The sequence below is a fragment of the Mycobacterium branderi genome (genome assembly GCF_010728725.1).
In the GTDB taxonomy this organism is placed as follows: Bacteria; Actinomycetota; Actinomycetes; order Mycobacteriales; family Mycobacteriaceae; genus Mycobacterium; species Mycobacterium branderi.
Map to the genome: position 1 here is coordinate 1,142,427 of NZ_AP022606.1, position 20,613 is coordinate 1,163,039.

The window sequence follows — 20,613 nt, forward strand, 5'->3', positions numbered from 1 at the left end:
CCGTAGGTGTGCGCACCCAGGTCCACACCGCCCGCCTGGTTCACACCGCGGATCTCGACGCCGAGACCCGCCACAGCGCCCACGACATGGTCACCGCGGCGTTCGCCGGTGAATTCAGCGACACCGACTGGGACCACGCATTGGGCGGGATGCACGCCCTCATTTGGCATCACGGCGCGATCATCGCCCACGGCGCGGTGATACAACGCCGGATCATCTACCGCGGCACATCGTTGCGCTGCGGCTACATCGAAGCGGTCGCGGTGGCCGAAGAGTGGCGCGGCCAAGGCCTGGCGATCGCCATCCTCGATGCGTGCGAGCAAGTGATCCGCGGCGGCTACCCGCTGGGAGCGCTGAGCTCCTCGGACCGGGGGCGACGGCTCTACACCGTGCGCGGGTGGCTGCCGTGGAACGGACCGCTCTCGGTGCTGGCGCCCACCGGACCGACCCGCACTCCCGACGACGACGGGTCGGTGTTCGTATTCCCCGTCGGCATCAGCCTGGACACCTCCGCGGAGCTGATGTGCGATTGGCGTGACGGCGACGTCTGGTAGTCACCGGTATTCCGCTCCTACGCAACGGGTTTCGCTAGGTGACCCGGCCTCCGAACCAAATGTGATACGCGCCACGCGCGCCGGACGAATCACACCGCGTCACACAGCCGGTGATCGGAAGTTCACATCAGGGACACGCCGGACAGCTTTCGGGCAACAAAGAATTCCTAGCGTGGCCGCATGCCACGTACACATTTGATCACCGACTGGGATCCCGAGGACGTTGTGGCCTGGGAGGCCGGTAACAAGAACATCGCCCGCCGCAACCTGATCTGGTCGGTGGTGGCCGAGCATGTCGGCTTCTCGATCTGGTCCATCTGGTCGGTGCTGGTGTTGTTCATGCCGCAGGCCGTGTACGGCTTTTCGGCCGGCGACAAGTTCCTGTTGGCCGCCACCGCCACCCTGGTCGGTGCCTTCCTGCGCATTCCCTACACCCTGGCCACCGCGACGTTCGGCGGCCGGAACTGGACGATGTTCTCGGCGTTCGTGCTGCTGATCCCGACGGTCAGCACCATGTGGCTGCTGGCCCACCCCGGTCTGCCGCTGTGGCCGTACCTGGTGTGCGCGGCGTTGACAGGCTTCGGGGGCGGCAACTTCGCGTCGTCGATGACCAACATCAACGCGTTCTACCCGCAGCGGCTCAAGGGTTGGGCGCTGGGCCTCAACGCCGGTGGCGGCAACATCGGGGTGCCGACGATCCAGTTGGTCGGGCTGCTGGTCATCGCCACCGCCGGCAACCGGCAGCCCTACTGGGTATGCGCGTTCTATCTGATCTTTCTGGCGGTCGCCGGAGTGGGTGCGGCGTTGTTCATGGACAACTTGGACCACCACAAGATCGACGTCACCGCAATGCGGTCCATTCTGTCCATGCGCGACACCTGGATCATCGCGTTGTTGTACGTCGGCACGTTTGGGTCGTTCATCGGTTTCTCGTTCGCATTCGGCCAGATCCTGCAGATCAACTTCGCCGCCGGCGGCCAGAGCGCCGCACAGGCCGCGCTCCACGCCGCCCAGATCGCCTTCATCGGGCCGCTGCTGGGATCGGTGTCGCGGGTATACGGCGGAAAGCTTGCCGACCGCGTCGGCGGCGGGCGCATCACGCTGGTTACGTTCACCGGAATGATTTTGGCCGCCGGGCTGCTGATCGGCGCCAGCACGCTCGACGACAACACCCGCGGCCCCGCGACGGGTGCCACCATGGTCGGGTATGTCGTCGGTTTCGTCGCGCTGTTCGTGTTGTCCGGCATAGGAAATGGCTCGGTATACAAGATGATTCCGTCGATTTTCGACGCGCGCAGCCGATCGTTGAACGCCACCGAAGCCGAGCGCCAGCATTGGTCACGGGCCATGTCCGGAGCATTGATCGGGCTCGCCGGTGCCATCGGCGCCCTCGGCGGCGTCGGCATCAATCTGGCGCTGCGCCAGTCCTATTTGAGCAACGGCTCGGCGACGGCAGCGTTCTGGGTCTTCGTGTCGTTCTACGTCGGTGCGTCGATCCTGACCTGGGCGCGCTACGTTCGCCGGCCGATGCGGACACCCGCCGCGGCATCCGACGTGGTGTCGCCGGCTGCCGCATTTGCCCAAACATGACGAACGCAATGCGTTGGGACCAGGACCAACTGAGCTAGCAAGTCAAAAGCGGCCGCGAAGCATACTGTGGTGCAACGACGTTGCGCAACTCAGTAGTCTGCCAGCGTCCTTTCAGCTAACTGGGACACAACTTTCAGGCGCTATCGCCCGATCTGGCTTGACCGGGTTTGGGTCCTGAGGTGAGATTGCCGAATACATCGTTACAAGCCCCAATGTGGGGTGCCTGCACCGAGATAGGCGCGGGCTAATTCGCTTGCGGCTTGGCGGATGCCGGAGACTTCGTGTGGCGGCGGACTCCGGCGGCAGGGGTGCCGTGCACGCACCGATTCGGTCGTGCCGGCACCCCTGTTAATGCAACGACGCATCTGGGACCCGAAAGGTTAGGACTGCATGGCTCGCTCGCATCACATCGCCGACTGGAATCCCGAGGACACCGCGGCCTGGGAAGCCGGTAACAAGGCCGTCGCGCGTCGCAATCTGATTTGCACGGTGGCCGGCGACCACGTCGCGTTCTCGATCTGGTCGCTGTGGTCGGTGATGGTGCTGTTCATGCCCCAAGAGGTCTACGGTTTCTCGCCGGGTGACAAATTCCTGCTGGCAGCGGTGGCGACCTTCGTCGGCGGATGTGTGCGTATCCCGTACACGATGGGTATCGCGAAATTCGGCGGCCGCAATTGGACGACGTTTTCGGCGCTGGTGCTGCTGATCCCTACGGTTGGAACGATCCTGCTGCTTGCGAATCCGGGCCTGCCGCTGTGGCCGTATGTGCTGTGCGCGGCCGCCACCGGCTTGGGTGGCGGCAATTACTCCGCCTCGCTGGCCAACGTGAACGCCTTCTACCCGCAGCGACTCAAGGGCTGGGCGCTGGCGGTCAACGCAGGCGGCGGCAACCTCGGTGTGGCCGTCGTGCAGGCGGTCGGGCTGCTGGTGCTCTCGATCGCCGGCAACCGGCAGCCCTACTGGGTGTGCGCGTTCTACCTGGTGTTGCTGGCGATCGTCGGCATCGCGGCGGCGCTGTTCATGGACAACCTCGATCACCGCATCGAGGTGGGCCACATCGGTTCGATTCTGCGCGAGCCCCACACCTGGGTGATCTCGCTTCTCTACATCGGCACATTCGGCTCGTTCATCGGGTTCTCCTTTGCCTTCGGCCGTGTGCTCTACATCAACTTCCTGACCACCGGCCAGACCGCCGCCCAGGCCTCACTGCATGTCGCGCAGATCGCGTTCCTGGGGCCGCTGCTGGGGTCGCTGTCCCGCATCTACGGCGGCCGGATGGCGGACCGGATCGGCGGCGGCCGCATCACGCTGGCAGTCTTCGGCGGCATGATCCTGGCCTCCGGGCTGCTGGTCGCAATCAGCACGTACGACGAGCACACCGGCTACGCGACGAGCACCGCTGCGCTGGTTGGGTACGTCGTCGGCTTTATCGCCCTGTTCATCCTGTCCGGCATCGGCAACGGGTCGGTGTTCAAGATGATCCCGTCGATCTTCGAGGCCCGCAGTCGTACGTTGGACGGCAGCGAGGCCGAGCGCCGCCACTGGGCGCGGGACATGTCGGGTGCCCTGATCGGCTTCGCCGGCGCGGTGGGCGCGTTCGGCGGCGTGGCGATCAATCTTGCGCTGCGCCAGTCGTATGCGAGCACCGGCGAAGAGACAGCTGCGTTCTGGGTCTTCCTGGTGTTCTACGTCGTGGCGTCGGTGCTGACGTGGGCAATGTATGTGCGCCCGCCCGTTTCGGCGCCGCGCGTGCCGGGTGGAGAGCTCGAACCGACACACGCCCGCGTGTGAGCGACGCCGCCCGGGTGTGACCACCGGGCAACTCGTCGGAAATTGCCAGGTAACGCAGCGGCAATCTGCCGGGCTTACACACTTCATATGGGTCAACCCGACTCGCCACCCCTTGCCGGCTACCGGGTGGCGGTCACCTCCGCGCACCGCGCCGACGAGCTCTCTGCGCTGCTGCGCCGGCACGGAGCCACGGTGTGCGGCGCCCCGGCGATCACCAAAGTCGCCCTGCCCGACGACGACGAACTGCACCGCCACACCGAAGCGCTGATCGCCCGCCGACCGGACATTCTGGTCGTGACAACCGGTATCGGCTTTCGGGGCTGGATTGCGGCCGCCGACGGGTGGGGGTTGGTGAACCCGTTGATCGACGCCCTGCGCAGCGCCCGGATCGTCTCACGCGGACCCAAGGCGACGGGCGCGCTGCGCGCCGTCGGATTGCACGAGGAATGGAGCCCGGAGTCCGAATCATCCCGCGAGGTACTGCATTACCTGCTCGAGGCCGGCGTGCATGGGCGGCGCATCGCGTTGCAGCTGCACGGCGCCAGCCAGGACTGGGATCCGTTTCCGGAATTCGCCGACGAGCTGCGCGCCGCAGGCGCCGAGGTGGTGCCGATCCGGGTGTACCGATGGACGTCGAAGCCGAGCCGCGAATTCGACCAACTGCTCGCCCAGATCGCCCAGCGCCAAGTGGACGCCGTCAGCTTCACCTCCGCTCCTGCGGTGGCAGCCACCCTGCAGCGTGCCCGCGAGCTGGGCATCGGCGAGGCGTTGCTGGCCGCGTTGCGCAGCGACGTGCGCGCGATGTGCGTCGGGCCGGTGACGGCTCAACCGCTGGTCCGGTTGGGCATTCCGACGTCGTCGCCGCAGCGGATGCGGTTGGGCGCGCCGGCCCGTCATATCGCCGACGAACTGCCCCGGCTGCGGTCCCGCACAGTGCAGGCCGCCGGGCATCTCATCGAGATCCGCGGCTCGTGTGTGGTGGTTGACGGCACCGTCAAGTCGCTGTCACCGGCGGGGATGGCGACGTTGCGGATATTGGCCCAACGTCCGGGCGTGGTGGTGGCCCGCAGTGAACTGCTGCGGGCGCTTCCGGGCAACGGCACCGACACCCATGCGGTCGACACCGCGGTGCTGCGGCTGCGAACTGCCTTGGGCGACAAGAGCATTGTGGCGACCGTGGTCAAGCGCGGTTACCGGCTGGCGGTCGACGAAGAGTCGGGTGTGGCGTGAGCCTGATCCTGGTGGCGCACGGCACCCGCAGACCCGAGGGGATCGCCATGATCGGCGACCTCGTCGAGCAGGTCAGCGCGGTGCTGAACCACCCCGTGCACGTGGGTTTCGTCGACGTGCTGGGCCCCACGCCCAGCGAGATACTGTCCGACGCAACGGTCCTGGCTGAGCCGGCGGTCGTGGTGCCCGCGTTCCTGTCGCGTGGCTATCACGTTCGCACCGACCTGCCCACCCACGTCGCCGCCAGCGGCCATCCCGACGTCACGGTGACACCCGCGCTGGGGCCCAGCGCACAACTGGCGCGGATCGTCCTCCAGCAGATACGCGAGTCCGGTTGGCGTCCAGGCGATTCCGTCGTCCTGGCTGCTGCGGGCACATCGGATAAACCGGCGCGCGCCGACTTGCGTACCACCGCGATGCTGCTGTCCGCGCTCACGGGCTCGCCGGTCGAGCTGGCGTTCGCGGCCACCGGCGAACCCAGTGTGGCGGAGGCCGTCGCGTCGGCGCGCAGCCGATCCGCCGGCCGGGTCGTGGTGGCGTCCTACCTACTTGCCGAGGGCTTGTTCCAGGAGCGGTTGCGGCACTGCGGGGCCGACGTCGTCAGCGCGCCGCTTGGCACTCACCCGGCTCTGGTGCGGCTGATCGCCGGCCGGTTTCAGGCCGCCCTCGCGTGCGCGCCGGTGTGACCGAATCGGCCCACCTGGACGATCCCGTCGGTCACCCGCGTCGGATACACGGGCACTGCCACAGCAGGGTCGTCGAGGCAGCGGCCGTCGTCGAATGCGAAGGCCTGCTTGGCGATCGGTGACTGAACGACCGGCCGCCCACTGCGGTCACCCACGATGCCGCGGGACATCACCGCGGCGCCGGAGAACGGGTCGATGTTGCCCAGCGCGTGCAGCGATCCGTCGGCGAGGCGGAACAGCGCCGCTTGCGATCCGTCGTCGAGCAGCACCCCGACACCGCGGCCCGGGATCAGGTAGTCGTAGGCGCACGCCGCGGTCCAGGTCTTGGTCATGTCATCTACCAGCGTCATGAGATCTCCTTGGTGTGGTGCACTTTCACGCCGGCATCGTCGGCATACCGATGGGAACGGGGGCGGGCCTCTTGCGCCCGTTGTATTCGGTGAAGGTCACCGTCGAGTCGACGGCGTCGGGAGCGTTGACGAAGGACACGAACCGTGACAACTTGTCCGGATCCTCCAGCACGCCTTTCCATTCGCATTTGTAGTTCGCGACATGGCGCTCCATCGCGGCCTCGAATTCGCCGGCGAGACCGAGCGAGTCGTCGCATACCACTTCGCGGACGTGATCCAAACCGCCCTCGAGTGATTCGATCCACGGCGCGGTGCGCTGCAACCGGTCGGCGGTGCGGATGTAGAACATCAGGAACCGGTCGATGTAGCGGACCAGCGTCTCCTCGTCCAGGTCGCCGGCCAGCAGCTGGGCATGCTTGGGCGTCATCCCGCCGTTGCCGCCGACGTAGAGGTTCCAGCCTTTTTCGGTCGCGATCACGCCGACGTCCTTGGCGCGCGCCTCCGCGCACTCGCGCGCGCAGCCCGAGACACCCATCTTGATCTTGTGGGGTGCGCGCAGTCCGCGGTAGCGCAGTTCCAGGTCGATGGCCAGCTGTACCGAATCCTGTTGTCCGTAGCGGCACCAGTCGCTGCCCACGCAGCTTTTCACCGTCCGCAACGCTTTTCCGTAGGCGTGCCCGGATTCCATGCCGGCGTCGACCAGCCGCTTCCAGATGGCAGGCAATTGGTCGACCCGCGCGCCGAACAGGTCGATGCGCTGGCCGCCGGTGATCTTTGTGTACAAGCCGAAGTCCTGGGCGATCTGGCCGATCAGGATCAAGTGTTCGGGTTTGATGTCGCCGCCGGGAACTCGCGGAACCACCGAGTAGCTGCCGTTGCGCTGGATGTTGGCCAGGAAGTGGTCGTTGGAGTCCTGCAGGGCCGCCTGCTCGCCGTCGAGGATGTGCTCGGAACCAGTGGACGCCAAGATCGAGGCGACGACGGGTTTGCAGATGTCGCAACCCATTCCGGTGCCGAAACGTTCCAGCAGGCCGGAGAACGTGCGGATCGACGTGGCGCTGATGATTTCGAAAAGCTCGGCGCGGGATTGGCTGAAGTGCTCGCAGAGCGCCTTGGACTGCTCGACACCCTCGGCCTCGAGCAGCTGCTTGAGCAGCGGAACGCAGGAGCCGCACGACGTCCCGGCCTTGGTACAGGACTTCAGGCCCGCCACATCGGTGCAGCCGCCGGCAATGGCGTCGCACAAGTCAGCCTTGGTGACGTTGTTACACGAGCAGATCTGCGCCGAGCCGGGCAGTGCGCCCACTCCCAAAGCCGCTGCGCCGCTGTCGGATTGGGCTGGCGAGATCAGCGCCAGCGGGTCGCCGGGCAATTCCTCGCCGACCATGGGCCGCAGCATGCCGTAGGCGGAGGCGTCGCCGACCAGGATGCCGCCGAGCAGGGTCTTGGCGTCGTCGGAGAGCACCAGCTTGGCGTAGGTCTGGTTCACCGCGTCGTTGACGACGACCTCGAGGCAGTTCTCGGTCTTGCCCATCGCGTCGCCGAAGCTGGCCACGTCGACGCCGAGCAGCTTGAGCTTGGTCGACATGTCGGGCTCGGGAAATTCGGCCGCGCCGTCCAGCAGTCGATCGGCGACCACCTCGGCGGAGGTGTAGCCCGGCCCGACCAGGCCGTAGCAGCGGCCCTCGATAGCGGCTACCTCACCGATCGCGTAGATGTTGAAATCGCTTGTCCGGCACGATAAGTCGGTGAGCACGCCGCCGCGCTCGGCGATCGCCAGCCGCGCCGCGGAGGCCAGCTCGTCGCGTGGCCGGACGCCGGCGGCGAAGATCACCAACCCGGCGTCGATAGCCTCGCAGTCCGACAGGTGCACCCGCAGCGACCGCCACCCGTCCAGGTGCTCGAACGATTCGATCCAGTCGGTTTTCACGTCGAGATGCACCGAGATCCCGAGCTCGGCGATCATGCGGCCCAACAGTGCCCCGCCCGCCTCGTCGAGCTGCTGGACCATCAGTCGCGGCGCCAACTCGACGATGTGGGTCTGCAGCCCGAACCCGCGCAGCGCGTTCGCAGCCTCCAGCCCCAGCAGTCCACCGCCGACGACCACGGCGGTCTTGGTGTGGCCGGCGTCGAGCGTGCGCTGCGCGTCGGCGCGAATTGCGTCGAGGTCGTCGAGCGTGCGGTACACGTGGCAACCGGGCAGGTCGTGGCCGGGAACCGGGGGGACAAACGCATACGACCCGGTCGCCAGCACCAGCTTGTCGTAACCGAACTCCTCGCCGCTGCCCGTGACCACCTTTCGGGCGGCCCGGTCGATGTCGACGACCCGGGAGTTCAGCCGCAGCCTGACCCGCGCGTCACCGGCGTAGTCGTTGCCGGGCAAGGCAAGCTGCCGTCGTTCCCAATGCTCGGTGTAACCGGTGAGACCCACGCGGTCGTATGCCGCGTCGGCTTCCTCGGCCAGCACGGTGATTCGCCACAACCCGTGGGTGTCGCGGGCCCGCAGCGCCTCCACGAAACGGTGGCCCACCATGCCGTGCCCGACCACGACGACATCGCGAATATGGCCGTCGTCACAGCGATTTCGGGCAGAAGCCATGGCCCGAGGCTATGGAAGCGATGTTGCCGATATGTTTCGCGAACTTGGCCGCCAGCTGTGAGACTGTTTCGCAAATCTCTCCGTCTAGGGCCGGGAGCGTTCGCTCCCGGCGAACGCCCAGGTGGAACTTAAGCGTAGGCGACTCATGTTTAGTCCAATGACAGGCCGGCGCTGTGTCGGCCGCATCACGACGAGGAGAACTCATGAGCAACGTCACACTGTGGTCGCGACCCACTTGGGACACCGAGCGCTGGATGCGTGAATTCTTCGGTCCCGCAGCCGCGTCCGATTGGTTCAAGCCGCTCAACGGTTTTCGGCCCGCCACGGAGATCGTCAAGGACGGCGATGACGCGGTGGTCCGCGTGGAGCTGCCGGGGGTGGACGTCGAGAAGGACGTCAACGTCGAGCTCGACCAGGGTCGGCTGGTGATCCACGGCGAGCGTCGTGACGAGCACGCCGAGGACAAGGACGGCCGTACGCTGCACGAGGTCCGCTACGGCTCGTTCCGCCGGTCGTTCCAGTTGCCGGCACACGTCACCAGCGACGCACTATCGGCCTCCTACGACGCCGGCGTGCTCACCGTCCGGGTAGCCGGTGCATACGCCGGTACGCAGGCGAAGCGCATCGCGATCAGCAAGTAACCGGTAGACGCAAAATCCCCCGCATGCACGGCATGTCGGGGGATTTTGTGTCGTTCACGCTCAAGCCCAGCGGGCCAGGATCTCCTTGGCCCGGGTCGTCAGCGCGGCCTGCAGGAACGGGCCGAAGCTGACCCGCCCGACGCCCAGCGGGCCAAACGACGCGGGATCGTCCTGGTCCGGCAACGCGATCGCATTGACCGGCAGCGGCAGCTCAGAGGTCAAGCGCCGCAACGTATCCGGGTCATGACGTCCCACCGGATAGAGCACGTCGGCGCCCGCGGCCGCAGCCTCCTTCAACCGCGCCACCGCCCGCTCGACGCGGTCCGATTCGTCGCCGTCCTTGCGTAGGAACAAATCCGTGCGGGCATTGACCACGACGTGCACGCCCGCCGCGTCGGCTGCGGCCCGTAGTGCGCCGACGAGTTCGGCGTGTTCACTCGCTGAGCGCAGTCGCTTACCCTCGCTGTGCACGGTGTCTTCGATGTTCAGCCCTACTGCCCCAACGCCGAGCAGCCCGTCGATCAGCCGCGCCGCCGGCAGCCCGTAACCCGATTCGATGTCCACCGATACCGGCACGTCCACTGCGGCGGTGATCTGCGCGACCCGACCCAACAAGTCGTCGAACGACATGCCCTCGTTGTCGGGCTTGCCAACGGAATCGGCGACCGGATGGCTGCCGACGGTCAGCGCGGCGAACCCGGCATCGGTGGCCAGCCGCGCCGACCAGGCGTCCCACACCGTCGGCAGGATCACCGGGTTACCCGGCTGATGCAGCGCCAGCAACGCGGCCGCCCGGTCAGCGAGTGTGCGCCCTGCCGGCATTTCGGTGCAGCCTCTCCGTCGCACGGACGTGACCTGCCTCACCTCCGCTGTGTGGGATGGATAGTATCGAGGAAAGTACTGTGATCCACGACACCATCAGCTCAGGAGACCCGTTGTCGAGCCCCACTGAACTCGCCGAACTGCACAACCTCATCGGCGGCCTGCGGCGGTGTGTGACCTCGCTGAAGTCGCGCTACGGCGACACTCCGGCGATGCGGCGCATCGTCAACGACGCCGAGCGGATTCTCAACGATGTCGAACTGCTCGACATCGACGCCGGGGAACTGGAGTTGGCGCACGCCAGCGTCCCGCAGGCCGGTGAGAAGATCCCGATCCCCGACACCGAATACGACGCCGAATTCTGGCGCGACGTCGACGACGAGGGCGTGGGCGGGCACAGCCGGCCCTGACCACCCCCGCGGTTCGGGTGCGCAGGTGTGACTTAGTACCCTCCAACGAGCCCCACGCGAAGAGGATCACACTTGATGAGCGCACCTACCGCGAACCGTCCTGCCACCGGCGTTTTCTCACCCACCCGCGCGCAGCTGCCGCAGCGCACCCTGCGAACCGACCGATGGTGGGCGCCGATCTTCTGGACAGACCTGGGTCTGTCGATTTTCATCGTCTACGCGACGATCCGGGCCTTTTGGGGCAGCGCCTATTACGTCGAGAAATACCACTACCTGACGCCGTTCTACTCACCGTGCGTCAGCGCGTCGTGCGTGGAGGGAGCCCGGCACTTCGGCACGTGGGTCGGCGAACTGCCCTGGTTTATCCCAATGGCTTTCATCTCGCTGCCGTTTTTGCTGGCCTTCCGGCTGACCTGCTACTACTACCGCAAGGCTTACTACCGGACGGTGTGGCAGTCTCCGCCGGCATGCGCTGTGGCAGAACCACATTCGAAATACACCGGCGAAACCCGGCTTCCGTTGATCATGCAGAACGTGCACCGCTACTTCTTTTACGTGGCGTGCGTCATCTCGCTCGTCAACACCTATGACGCCGTCAAGGCCTTCCACTCGCCGAGCGGCTTCGGCATCGGACTGGGCAACGTCATCCTGACGGGCAACGTGATCCTGCTGTGGATCTACACCCTGTCCTGCCACTCCTGCCGCCACGTCACCGGTGGCCGGCTCAAGCACTTCTCGAAACATCCGGTGCGCTACTGGCTCTGGACACAGGTCAGCGTGATCAACACCAAGCACATGCAGTGGGCGTGGATCACATTGGGCACCCTGATCCTGACCGACTGCTACATCATGCTGGTTTCCAGCGGCGTCATCTCCGACTTGAGATTCATTGGCTGACAAGACGAGTGAGGTTTCATGGTTGAGGTCGAACGGCACTCCTACGACGTAGTCGTCATCGGTGCCGGCGGCGCAGGGCTGCGTGCGGTCATCGAGGCCCGCGAACGGGGCCTGAAGGTCGCCGTGGTGTGCAAATCCCTTTTCGGCAAGGCACATACGGTTATGGCCGAGGGCGGCTGCGCGGCGTCGATGGGCAACGCCAACCCGAAAGACAACTGGCAGGTGCATTTCCGCGACACCATGCGTGGCGGGAAGTTCCTGAACAACTGGCGGATGGCCGAGCTGCACGCCAAGGAGGCCCCGGACCGGGTCTGGGAACTGGAGACCTACGGCGCCCTGTTCGACCGCACCAAGGACGGCAAGATCAGCCAGCGCAACTTCGGTGGCCACACCTACGCGCGGCTTGCCCATGTCGGCGACCGCACCGGACTCGAGCTGATCCGCACCATGCAGCAGAAGATCGTGTCGCTGCAGCAAGAGGACTACGCCGAACTCGGCGACTACGAGGCGCGGATCAAGGTGTTCGCGGAGTGCACGATCACCGAGCTCCTCAAAGACGGGGACGCCATCGCCGGTGCGTTCGGGTACTGGCGCGAGTCCGGCCGGTTCGTCTTGTTCGAAGCGCCGGCAGTGGTGATGGCCACCGGCGGGATCGGCAAGTCGTTCAAGGTGACGTCGAACTCCTGGGAGTACACCGGCGACGGGCACGCGCTGGCGCTGCGGGCCGGCGCGACGCTGATCAACATGGAGTTCGTCCAGTTCCACCCGACCGGCATGGTCTGGCCACCCAGCGTGAAGGGGATCCTGGTCACCGAGGGTGTACGCGGAGACGGCGGAGTGCTCAAGAACTCCGAGGGCAAGCGGTTCATGTTCGACTACATCCCGCCGGTGTTCAAGGGCCAGTACGCCGAAACCGAACAAGAGGCCGACCAGTGGCTCAAGGACAACGACTCGGCCCGCCGCACCCCTGACCTGCTGCCCCGCGACGAGGTGGCCCGGGCGATCAACTCCGAGGTCAAAGCGGGCCGCGGCAGCGCGCACGGCGGGGTCTACCTCGACATCGCCTCCCGGCTGACGCCCGCGGAGATCAAACGGCGGCTGCCGTCGATGTATCACCAGTTCATGGAACTGGCCGGGGTCGACATCACCAAGGAGCCGATGGAAGTAGGGCCCACCTGCCACTACGTCATGGGCGGCATCGAGGTCGACCCCGACACCGGCGCGGCGACGGTCCCCGGGCTGTTCGCCGCCGGCGAGTGCTCCGGCGGGATGCACGGCTCCAACCGGCTGGGCGGCAACTCGCTGTCGGACCTGCTGGTGTTCGGCCGGCGCGCCGGCCTGGGCGCCGCCGACTATGTCCGCGCGCTGCGCAGCCGTCCGTCCGTCTCCCAAGAGTCCGTCGACGCCGCCGCCAAGCTGGCCCTGGCGCCGTTCGAAGGGCCGAAAGACGGTGGGCCGGCGGAAAATCCGTACAAGCTGCAGATCGACCTGCAGGACACGATGAACGATCTGGTCGGGATCATCCGCAAGGCCGACGAGATCTCCGAGGCGCTGTCGCGGCTGGAGGAGTTGCGCACCCGGTTCACCAGGATGCAGGTGGAGGGCAATCGCCAGTACAACCCCGGCTGGAACCTGGCCATCGACCTGCGCAACATGCTGATGGTCAGCGAGTGCGTGGCCCGCGCAGCCCTGGAACGCACCGAGAGCCGCGGTGGGCACACCCGCGACGACCATCCCGCCATGGAGGCCAACTGGCGCAACACGTTGCTGGTCTGCCGGGCCGAGGGGGACGACGCGACGCTGCCCCACATCAGCGTCACCCGCGAGGAGCAGGTCCCGATGCGGCCCGACCTGCTGGAGCTCTTCGAGATCTCCGAGTTGGAGAAGTACTACACCGACGAAGAGCTGGCCGAGCACCCAGGACGGAGAAGCTAGATGGCATACAACGCGAGCATGCGGGTGTGGCGCGGCGACGACGACGGCGGCGCGCTGCAGGACTTCACCGTCGAGGTCAACGAGGGCGAGGTGGTGCTCGACGTCATCCACCGGCTGCAACAGACCCAAACGCCCGACCTGGCGGTGCGGTGGAACTGCAAGGCCGGCAAGTGCGGGTCGTGCTCGGCGGAGATCAACGGCCGGCCCCGGTTGATGTGCATGACGCGGATGTCGACGTTCGCCGAGGACGAGGTCGTCACCGTGACGCCGCTGCGGACGTTCCCGGTGATCCGCGACCTGGTCACCGACGTGTCGTTCAACTACGAAAAGGCGCGCGAAATCCCGTCGTTCGCTCCGCCCAAGGAGTTGCAGCCCGGCGAATACCGAATGGCGCAGGTCGACGTGCAGCGCTCGCAGGAATTCCGCAAATGCATCGAATGCTTCCTGTGCCAAAACGTCTGCCACGTTGTCCGCGATCACGAGGAGAACAAGAAGGCGTTCGCCGGACCGCGCTTCTTGATGCGGATCGCCGAGCTGGAGATGCATCCGCTGGACACCTTGGACCGGCGCAACCAGGCGCAGGAGGAACACGGCCTGGGCTATTGCAACATCACCAAGTGCTGCACCGAGGTCTGCCCGGAAAACATCAAGATCACCGACAACGCGCTGATCCCGATGAAGGAGCGCGTCGCGGACCGCAAATACGACCCGGTGGTGTGGCTGGGCAACAAGCTGTTCCGGCGCTGACGCACGACGTTAGCCCGGAGCCGGTCTCGGGTATCCCGTTGGGATGGCCATCCGACAATCCCACAGCATCAACGACATTCGAACCGCGATCCGGGAACTGACCACTCGTGCCGAGCTCGCGCGCAAAGAGGAGCGACACGACGAGGCCGACGAGATCGAGCAGCGCGTCCAGGCCTACCGCGACGAGCTGAGCCAGCGCCCGTAGCAGTCAGGCTCAGGCACCGAGGCGGCGGAAAACGCTGCGGTGAAACACGATGGGCGCCACGTTCGGGTCAACGCGGACATCGCTGACCTGTAGCACGACGATGGTGTGGTCCCCCGCCGGCACCAACTGGTCCACACTGCTTTCCAGCCACACGCTGGTGCCCTTGATGAAGACGGCGCCGCTGCGGTAGGACACCGTTTCCAAGCCGGCGAACCGGTCCCCTGTTTTGGCCGCCAGGGTGCGAACCGCCTCGTCGTGCGCCTCCCCGAGCACGCTGATGCCCAGTGCCGGTGCATCTTTGAGCTTCGGCCACGTCGTCGACGTGTTCTGCACGCAGAACGACACCAGCGGCGGATCCAGCGAAACCGGAACGAACGTGCTGGCGGCCAGCCCTTCACGTACGCCGTTGATTTCGGCGGCGATGGCGATCACGCCGGTCGGGAAGTGGCCGAAGGCTTCACGCAGTGACGACGGTGTCAGCTTGTCGGGTGAGTTCACCGGGCTTCATTCGTATCGACGGGTTTTCGCTTCATGACCCTACCGAGTAACCGTGCGCCTCGGCGACGTCGGGGTGCGCGCGCAGCCTGCTCTTCCAGGCATTACGCCCGTAAACCGCGAAAATCGGGTCCGACGGGTCCGGGCGCATGCCGCCCCGCGCCGCCAGGTCCGGCGGCAACGACAAGACGGGCAGCTGCGCGTCCAGCCGCGGGTTGAAAAAGTACGGCACCGAGATCCGGTCCGCGGCCTCGCGCAGGTTCACCCGGTGTTCGGTGGCGCGCAGATATCCGCCGGTCGCGAGCTCCAGCAGCTCGCCGATGTTGACGACGAACGCGCCCTCGCGCGCGGGGACGTCGACCCAGCCGCCGTGCCGGCCGCGCACCTGCAGCCCCTGGCTACCGGGCTCGGCCAACAGCAGCGTGAGAACCCCGGCGTCTCGGTGCGCCCCCACGCCCTGCGAGGTGGGCGCGCCCGCCGGATACCGGACGATCTTGATCAGCGTGGCCGGCGTCTCGGCGAAGGCCGCGTCGAAGACGTCGGGCGGACTGCCCAGTGCGGCCGCCCAGTGCCGCAGCAGGGTGCGGGCCACCCGGGAAAGCGCGGCGTCCCACGAGTCGACGAGTCCGGGCAGCTCGGGCAGACCGGCCGGCCATTGGTTGGGGCCTTGCAACCACATGTAATCGGGCTGGCCGGCGCCGCCGATGGGCGGGCGCTGCGGCCCGATGTCGATCTGCTCGCGCCAGTCCACCTGGCCACCGGTCAGCTCGCCACCCAGCCGGGTGTAGCCGCGGAAATGTGGACTGCGCACCATCGCGATGGCGTCCTTGTCGGCCTGCGGCAGCGCGAACAGCCGGCGCGCCGCCTCCAGCACCGCCCGGGTCAGCGGCGCGGGCACCCCGTGTCCGGTGAGATAGAAGAATCCGACCTCGTGCGCCACCTCGCGCAGCCGCCGCCGCAACGCATCGGGATGGTCGCGCAGGTCGACGACAGGTAGCCCAGTGACCGTTGACACAGGTCGCACGCGCCCATCATCGCCGCAGGTCAGCGATATCGCCAGGGTAGCAATCGGGCGGATCCCAACCGGTTGGTTGAAATCTTGCTCACACTCGCTTGCGTTGAAGTTACTGACCCGTTAAGTTTAGCGGTGTTACTGGTGGGTAACTTAGCCTTAGTACCCAACCAACAGTGGCATTCTCATCGAGGAGGAGCACGTGAGCCACTACAAGAGCAATGTCCGCGACCAGGTATTCAACCTTTTCGAGGTCTTCGGCGTGGACAAGGCATTCGGGGAGGGCAGCTTCAGCGATCTCGACGTCGACACGGCGCGGGAGATGCTGGGCGAGATCAGCCGACTGGCCGAGGGCCCGGTTGCCGAGTCGTTCGTTGAGGGTGACCGCAACCCGCCGACCTTCGACCCGGAGACGCACGCGGTGACGCTGCCCGAGTCCTTCAAGCAATCCGTCCGCGCGGTTCTCGACGGCGGTTGGGACAAGGTGGGCATCGACGAGGCTCTCGGTGGCATGCCCGCGCCCCGGGCGTTGGTGTGGGCGCTGCACGAGCACCTCCTGGGCGCCAACCCGGCGGTGTGGATGTACGGCGGCGGCGCAGGCTTCGCCAACATCCTCTACCACCTGGGTACCGAGGAGCAGAAGAAGTGGGCCGTGCTGGCCGCCGAGCGTGGTTGGGGTTCGACGATGGTGCTCACCGAGCCGGACGCCGGCTCGGATGTGGGTGCCGCCCGCACCAAGGCCGTCCAGCAGGACGACGGCTCCTGGCACATCGACGGTGTCAAGCGGTTCATCACCTCCGCGGACTCCGGCGACCTGTTCGAAAACATCTTCCACCTGGTGCTGGCGCGCCCGGAGGGGGCCGGCCCCGGCACCAAGGGCCTGTCCCTGTTCTTCGTGCCGAAGTTCCACTTCGACCCCGAGACGGGCGAGCTGGGCGAGCGCAACGGTGTGTTCGTGACCAACGTCGAGCACAAGATGGGCCTGAAGGTCTCCGCCACCTGTGAGCTGTCCTTCGGTCAGCACGGCGTACCGGCCAAGGGCTGGCTGGTCGGCGAGGTGCACAACGGCATCGCGCAGATGTTCGAAGTCATCGAGCAGGCCCGAATGATGGTCGGCACCAAGGCAATCGCCACGCTGTCCACCGGCTACCTCAACGCGCTGGACTACGCCAAGGAGCGCGTGCAGGGCGCCGACATGACGCAGATGACCGACAAGACCGCGCCGCGGGTGACCATCACTCACCACCCCGACGTGCGCCGGTCGCTGATGACCCAGAAGGCTTACGCCGAGGGTTTGCGGGCGCTGTACCTCTACACCGCGACCTACCAGGACGCCGAGGTCGCCAAGGCGGTGCACGGTGTGGACGCCGAGCTGGCGGTCAAGGTCAACGACCTGATGCTGCCGGTGGTCAAGGGTGTGGGCTCCGAGCAGGCCTACGCCAAGCTCACCGAAAGCCTACAGACACTCGGTGGATCGGGCTTTTTGCAGGACTACCCGATTGAGCAGTACATCCGTGACTCGAAGATCGACTCGCTGTATGAGGGCACTACGGCCATCCAGGCGCAGGACTTCTTCTTCCGCAAGATCGTCCGCGACAAGGGTGTGGCGCTGGCCCACGTGTCGAGCCAGATCGAGGAGTTCGTCAAGAACGAGTCCGGCAACGGCCGGCTGAAGGCCGAGCGGGCCCTGCTGGCCACCGCCCTGGCCGACGTGCAGGCGATGGCGGCGTCGCTGACCGGCTACCTGATGGCGGCCCAGGAGGACATCTCCAGCGTCTACAAGGTGGGCCTGGGTTCGGTGCGCTTCCTGATGGCCGTCGGCGACCTGGTGATCGGCTGGCTGCTGCAGCGTCAGGCCGCCGTGGCGGTCGAGGCGCTGGACGCTGGCGCCAGCGACGCCGACCGGGCGTTCTACGAGGGCAAGATCGCGGTTGCGTCGTTCTTCGCGAAGAACTTCCTGCCGCTGCTGACCAGCACCCGCACGGTTCTGGAGAACCTCGACAACGACGTCATGGAGCTTGACGAGGCAGCCTTCTAAGCCTGCCGACACGACGTAAAGGTCCCCGCACGCACAGCGTGTCGGGGACCTTTACGACTGTTGGCGCAATAGGGCGCGGGTGCGGGCGCGAACCTCGGCGGAGCGGTCGAACACGACGCCGACGAACTCGTCGACACCGGCGGCGCGCAAGCCGTCCAGCCGCTCGCCGACCGACGCCTCGTCGCCGATGATCACGGCGTCCTCCGGCCCGGCGAAGCCCTCTCTGTCGAGCATGGCGCGATACGACGGCAGCTGCCCGTACATCGCGAACTGCTCGGCGGCGTGTGCCCGCGCGGCGGCGACGTCGTCGGTGACGCTGACCGGTAGCGCGGCGACCACCCGCACTGAGCGCCCGGCTTCGGCCGCGGCCTCCCGCAGCGTCGGACCGATGTGCTCGGCCAGGGTCTTGGGGCCGGTCATCCAGGTCACCGTGCCTGCGGTGCGCCGGCCCGCCAGCCGTAACAGTTGCCGGCCCAATGCCGCGATGTACACGTCGGGCGCCGTAGCGCCCGGAATCTGCAGCGCGCCACGGGTAGTCACGGTTTCGCCGACCGCGTCGGCCTTCTCCCCCGCCAGCAACGGCTGCAGGCCGTCGAGGTATTCGCGCAACCGCCGAACCGGCTTGTCCCACGGGATGCCCCACATGCCCTCGGTGACCGCCTGGTGCGTCATACCCAAACCGAGGATGAAGCGGCCGCCGCTGATCAAGCTCAGTGTCAACGCGCGCTGCGCCAGCAGCATCGGGTGCTGGTTCTGGATCGGTATCACACCGGTACCGACCTCGATGCGGTCGACTTCACGCAGCGCCACGGCCAGCACGGTGAGCAGATCCGGCTCGTAAGGCATCTGGGTCATCCAGACTCGACGGAAGCCCTCGTCGCGCAAGCTGGCGAGGTTCTCCACGGTCGCGTCAACGGGAGAGCGGCCGTCGGTGTCGCTCAACGATCCCAGGATGCTGATCTGCACGGCTCATCGTAACCGCCTCAGACGGACAAAAAGGGGCCGCCGCTGGATCCCCTCTTTTCAGCGGCGGCCCCTAAATCCAGGGATGCCCCGCGCTGCCATCGGGTCGGGGGTCGGACGACAACACGGAGCTATCCGGTCTATCGGATAGCCCTGTCGTCGCGTTACCAAACTTTTTCGGCGAAAATTTTCCGCCGTTCCCGCTGGGTAGCGGCTCAGGCTTCGAGGATAGCGGCCACGCCTTGGCCGCCTGCCGCACAGATCGAAATCAGCGCGCGCAGTGGCGTGTCGCCGGACCCCTTCTGCTCTGCTTTCTTTTCGGCCAACTGCTTGGCGGTCTGCGCCAGAATCCGCCCACCGGTGGCGGCGAACGGGTGGCCCGCGGCCAGCGACGAGCCGTTGACGTTCAGCTTGGACCGATCGATCGGCCCCAGCGCGGCGTCCAACCCCAGCCGCTCCTTGCAGTACTCCTCGGACTCCCACGCCTGCAGGTGTGCCAGCACCACCGAGGCGAACGCCTCATGGATCTCGTAGAAGTCAAAGTCCTGCAGGCTCAACCCGTTTCGGGCCAGCAGCCGCGGCACCGCATACGTCGGCGCCATCAGCAGGCCGTCGGCGCCGCTGACATAATCCACCGCCGCGGTCTCGGCGTCGACGAAGTAAGCCAACGGGGTCAGCGAATGCTCGGCCGCCCACTCTTCGCTGGCCAGCAACGCCACCGAAGCGCCATCGGTCAGCGGCGTCGAATTGCCGGCGGTCATCGTGGCGTCACCGGCTTTGACCCCGAACACCGGCTTGAGCTTGGCCAGCTTCTCCACCGACGCGTCGGGCCGCAGGTTGTCGTCGCGGTAGAGGCCCAGGAACGGCGTGACCAGGTCGTCGAAGAAACCGCGGTCGTACGCCGCAGCCATGTTCTGGTGGCTGGCGGCGGCCAGCTCGTCCTGGGCGACCCGGGTGATGCCCATCTGTTTGGTGGTGATCGCCTGGTGCTCGCCCATCGACAGCCCGGTGCGGGGCTCGCTGTTCACGGGGATCTCCACCCCGAGGCTGGCGGGCAGCTTGCCCACCAGCTTCAACCGCTCGACGTTGGTCTTGGCTCGCCGCAGTCCCAGCAGCGTGCGGCGCAGGTCGTCGCCGAAGCCGATCGGCGCGTCGGAGGTGGTGTCCACCCCGCCGGCGGCGGCGGCCTCGTAGCGGCCGGCGGCGATGCCGTCGGCCGCGGCGATCGCGGCCTGCAGGCCCGTCCCGCAGGCCTGCTGGATGTCGAACGCCGGCGTGTAGGACGACAACTTCGACCCGAGCACGCACTCGCGCATCAGGTTGAAGTCGCGGCTGTGCTTGAGCACGGCGCCGCCGATCACCGCGCCCAGCCGCTCACCGGCCAGACCGAACCGGTCGACCAGGCCGCCCAGCGCCGCGGTGAACATGTCCTGGTTGGACGCTTCGGCGTAGGCACGGTCGGACCGCGCAAACGGGATGCGGTTGCCGCCCAGCACGGCGACGCGCCGCCGGGTCGTGGAACGTGCAGAAGAATTTTCAGGGGCCACGCTTATCTCCGTCAGTTGAGGGTTACTCGCGGTTGAGGGCCATACTACCCACTGTTCTTACTCTGGAGTAAGTTCGGTCTTCGATACGGTTGTCGATAGAC

At 66.6% G+C, this 20,613-nt stretch carries 19 protein-coding genes; 12 read left to right on the forward strand and 7 right to left on the reverse strand.

The features are described 5' to 3' along the window. Nucleotides 1–8 precede the first annotated feature (8 nt). From G6N47_RS06025 to G6N47_RS06045, 5 genes are all read left to right on the forward strand, one after another. Nucleotides 9–554, forward strand: a complete 546-nt coding sequence (locus G6N47_RS06025) for a GNAT family N-acetyltransferase (protein ID WP_083131774.1) — start codon at nucleotides 9–11, stop codon at nucleotides 552–554. A gap of 180 nt (nucleotides 555–734) precedes the next feature. Then, nucleotides 735–2,144 carry a nitrate/nitrite transporter gene (locus G6N47_RS06030; RefSeq protein WP_083131773.1) on the forward strand — a complete coding sequence of 470 codons (1,410 nt, stop codon included), beginning with the start codon at nucleotides 735–737 and terminating at the stop codon, nucleotides 2,142–2,144. 390 nt (nucleotides 2,145–2,534) lie between these two features. Beyond that, nucleotides 2,535–3,935, forward strand: coding sequence for an MFS transporter (locus tag G6N47_RS06035; protein ID WP_083131772.1), 1,401 nt, complete (start codon nucleotides 2,535–2,537; stop codon nucleotides 3,933–3,935). A gap of 87 nt (nucleotides 3,936–4,022) precedes the next feature. After that, nucleotides 4,023–5,165, forward strand: coding sequence for a uroporphyrinogen-III synthase (locus G6N47_RS06040; protein ID WP_083131771.1), 1,143 nt, complete (start codon nucleotides 4,023–4,025; stop codon nucleotides 5,163–5,165). Then, a complete protein-coding gene (locus G6N47_RS06045; RefSeq protein WP_083131770.1) occupies nucleotides 5,162–5,851 on the forward strand; it encodes a sirohydrochlorin chelatase in 690 nt (229 codons plus the stop codon). The genes G6N47_RS06040 and G6N47_RS06045 overlap by 4 nt, the downstream gene beginning before the upstream one ends. On the opposite strand, the gene nirD is transcribed toward G6N47_RS06045, so the two are convergent. Together nirD and nirB are read right to left on the reverse strand one after the other, a co-directional pair. Next, nucleotides 5,821–6,201, reverse strand: a complete 381-nt coding sequence (nirD, locus tag G6N47_RS06050; protein ID WP_083131769.1) for a nitrite reductase small subunit NirD — start codon at nucleotides 6,199–6,201, stop codon at nucleotides 5,821–5,823. The two genes, G6N47_RS06045 and nirD, sit on opposite strands and share 31 nt — an antisense overlap. A 25-nt stretch (nucleotides 6,202–6,226) precedes the next feature. Then, entirely contained in the window at nucleotides 6,227–8,800 is a 2,574-nt protein-coding gene (gene nirB / locus G6N47_RS06055) for a nitrite reductase large subunit NirB (protein ID WP_083131768.1), read from the reverse strand. Nucleotides 8,801–9,003: 203 nt separating this feature from the next. Here nirB and G6N47_RS06060 point away from each other — a divergent pair, with 203 nt between their 5' ends. Then, on the forward strand, nucleotides 9,004–9,441 hold the full coding sequence (locus G6N47_RS06060) for an Hsp20/alpha crystallin family protein (protein ID WP_083131767.1): 438 nt from the start codon (nucleotides 9,004–9,006) through the stop codon (nucleotides 9,439–9,441). Nucleotides 9,442–9,501: 60 nt separating this feature from the next. Here the strand turns inward: G6N47_RS06060 and G6N47_RS06065 are convergent, their stop codons facing one another. After that, nucleotides 9,502–10,263: an isocitrate lyase/PEP mutase family protein gene (locus G6N47_RS06065; protein ID WP_083131766.1), complete on the reverse strand. Its 762-nt coding sequence runs from the start codon at nucleotides 10,261–10,263 to the stop codon at nucleotides 9,502–9,504. A gap of 113 nt (nucleotides 10,264–10,376) precedes the next feature. Between G6N47_RS06065 and G6N47_RS06070 the strand changes: the two genes are divergently transcribed. The 5 genes from G6N47_RS06070 (at nucleotide 10,377) to G6N47_RS29150 (ending at nucleotide 14,457) form a co-directional block, all read left to right on the forward strand. Next, entirely contained in the window at nucleotides 10,377–10,673 is a 297-nt protein-coding gene (locus G6N47_RS06070; RefSeq protein WP_083131831.1) for a hypothetical protein, read from the forward strand. A gap of 75 nt (nucleotides 10,674–10,748) precedes the next feature. Beyond that, nucleotides 10,749–11,570, forward strand: coding sequence for a hypothetical protein (locus G6N47_RS06075; protein WP_083131765.1), 822 nt, complete (start codon nucleotides 10,749–10,751; stop codon nucleotides 11,568–11,570). Between the two features lie 18 nt (nucleotides 11,571–11,588). After that, a complete protein-coding gene (locus tag G6N47_RS06080; protein ID WP_083131764.1) occupies nucleotides 11,589–13,505 on the forward strand; it encodes a fumarate reductase/succinate dehydrogenase flavoprotein subunit in 1,917 nt (638 codons plus the stop codon). Then, nucleotides 13,506–14,252 carry a succinate dehydrogenase/fumarate reductase iron-sulfur subunit gene (locus tag G6N47_RS06085; RefSeq protein ID WP_045374135.1) on the forward strand — a complete coding sequence of 249 codons (747 nt, stop codon included), beginning with the start codon at nucleotides 13,506–13,508 and terminating at the stop codon, nucleotides 14,250–14,252. Nucleotides 14,253–14,295: 43 nt separating this feature from the next. Next, nucleotides 14,296–14,457: a hypothetical protein gene (locus G6N47_RS29150; RefSeq protein WP_169717262.1), complete on the forward strand. Its 162-nt coding sequence runs from the start codon at nucleotides 14,296–14,298 to the stop codon at nucleotides 14,455–14,457. Between the two features lie 9 nt (nucleotides 14,458–14,466). Here G6N47_RS29150 and G6N47_RS06090 read toward each other — a convergent pair whose 3' ends face one another. Both G6N47_RS06090 and G6N47_RS06095 read right to left on the reverse strand, forming a co-directional pair. Beyond that, the gene (locus tag G6N47_RS06090; protein WP_083131763.1) at nucleotides 14,467–14,955 is read right to left on the reverse strand and encodes a flavin reductase family protein; all 489 of its coding nucleotides are present in this window, start codon (nucleotides 14,953–14,955) and stop codon (nucleotides 14,467–14,469) included. A gap of 31 nt (nucleotides 14,956–14,986) precedes the next feature. Next, nucleotides 14,987–15,976: an isopenicillin N synthase family dioxygenase gene (locus G6N47_RS06095; protein WP_083131762.1), complete on the reverse strand. Its 990-nt coding sequence runs from the start codon at nucleotides 15,974–15,976 to the stop codon at nucleotides 14,987–14,989. A gap of 190 nt (nucleotides 15,977–16,166) precedes the next feature. Between G6N47_RS06095 and G6N47_RS06100 the strand changes: the two genes are divergently transcribed. Next, on the forward strand, nucleotides 16,167–18,002 hold the full coding sequence (locus tag G6N47_RS06100; protein WP_083131761.1) for an acyl-CoA dehydrogenase: 1,836 nt from the start codon (nucleotides 16,167–16,169) through the stop codon (nucleotides 18,000–18,002). Between the two features lie 51 nt (nucleotides 18,003–18,053). Here the strand turns inward: G6N47_RS06100 and G6N47_RS06105 are convergent, their stop codons facing one another. Both G6N47_RS06105 and G6N47_RS06110 read right to left on the reverse strand, forming a co-directional pair. Continuing rightward, nucleotides 18,054–18,968 carry a TIGR03564 family F420-dependent LLM class oxidoreductase gene (locus G6N47_RS06105; RefSeq protein ID WP_083131760.1) on the reverse strand — a complete coding sequence of 305 codons (915 nt, stop codon included), beginning with the start codon at nucleotides 18,966–18,968 and terminating at the stop codon, nucleotides 18,054–18,056. 212 nt (nucleotides 18,969–19,180) lie between these two features. Beyond that, complete coding sequence (locus tag G6N47_RS06110; RefSeq protein ID WP_083131759.1) at nucleotides 19,181–20,512, reverse strand: acetyl-CoA C-acetyltransferase; 1,332 nt, start codon at nucleotides 20,510–20,512, stop codon at nucleotides 19,181–19,183. Nucleotides 20,513–20,613 lie beyond the last annotated feature (101 nt).

Coding starts and splice junctions, on each gene's coding strand:
- G6N47_RS06030 (WP_083131773.1), top strand. CDS start 735: ATGCCACGTACACATTTGATCACCGACTGGGATCCCGAGGACGTTGTG.
- G6N47_RS06035 (WP_083131772.1), top strand. CDS start 2,535: ATGGCTCGCTCGCATCACATCGCCGACTGGAATCCCGAGGACACCGCG.
- G6N47_RS06040 (WP_083131771.1), top strand. CDS start 4,023: ATGGGTCAACCCGACTCGCCACCCCTTGCCGGCTACCGGGTGGCGGTC.
- nirD (WP_083131769.1), bottom strand. CDS start 6,201: ATGACGCTGGTAGATGACATGACCAAGACCTGGACCGCGGCGTGCGCC.
- nirB (WP_083131768.1), bottom strand. CDS start 8,800: ATGGCTTCTGCCCGAAATCGCTGTGACGACGGCCATATTCGCGATGTC.
- G6N47_RS06060 (WP_083131767.1), top strand. CDS start 9,004: ATGAGCAACGTCACACTGTGGTCGCGACCCACTTGGGACACCGAGCGC.
- G6N47_RS06065 (WP_083131766.1), bottom strand. CDS start 10,263: ATGCCGGCAGGGCGCACACTCGCTGACCGGGCGGCCGCGTTGCTGGCG.
- G6N47_RS06075 (WP_083131765.1), top strand. CDS start 10,749: ATGAGCGCACCTACCGCGAACCGTCCTGCCACCGGCGTTTTCTCACCC.
- G6N47_RS06080 (WP_083131764.1), top strand. CDS start 11,589: ATGGTTGAGGTCGAACGGCACTCCTACGACGTAGTCGTCATCGGTGCC.
- G6N47_RS06085 (WP_045374135.1), top strand. CDS start 13,506: ATGGCATACAACGCGAGCATGCGGGTGTGGCGCGGCGACGACGACGGC.
- G6N47_RS29150 (WP_169717262.1), top strand. CDS start 14,296: ATGGCCATCCGACAATCCCACAGCATCAACGACATTCGAACCGCGATC.